The organism is Exiguobacterium sp. s146 (genome assembly GCF_018618415.1).
Taxonomy (GTDB): Bacteria; Bacillota; Bacilli; order Exiguobacteriales; family Exiguobacteriaceae; genus Exiguobacterium.
The window spans coordinates 1-398 of record NZ_JACSMA010000016.1 but is presented as its reverse complement, the minus strand read 5'-3'; the positions used below and the strand labels follow the sequence as shown (position 1 = coordinate 398).

Annotated in this window: 1 rRNA gene; it reads right to left on the bottom strand. The window is 52.5% G+C overall.

The annotated features are described in order from the left end of the window. Nucleotides 1-312 (bottom strand): 23S ribosomal RNA (locus tag KNP83_RS14980); the annotation flags it as partial. Nucleotides 313-398 lie beyond the last annotated feature (86 nt).

Here is a 398-nt window from a genome sequence, read left to right as displayed (position 1 = left end):
TAGAGTGTCCTACAACCCCAGGAAGCATGCTTCCTGGTTTGGGCTGTTCCCGTTTCGCTCGCCGCTACTCAGGGAATCGAATTTTCTTTCTCTTCCTCCGGGTACTTAGATGTTTCAGTTCCCCGGGTTTGCCTCACGCCGTGCTATGTATTCACACGGGTGTCCCGCCAGTCTCCCGGCGGTGGGTTCCCCCATTCGGATACCCCTGGATCAATGTGTACTTACCACTCCCCAGGGCATTTCGCTGTTCGTCGCGTCCTTCATCGGCTCCTAGTGCCAAGGCATCCACCGTACGCCCTTTCTACCTTGATCTAGCGTCTAAGACACACGGTCCTCACGGACCATATGTGAAATAATTGGTTTGATGTCTTGATGAATCTTCAGTTTTCAAGGAACAA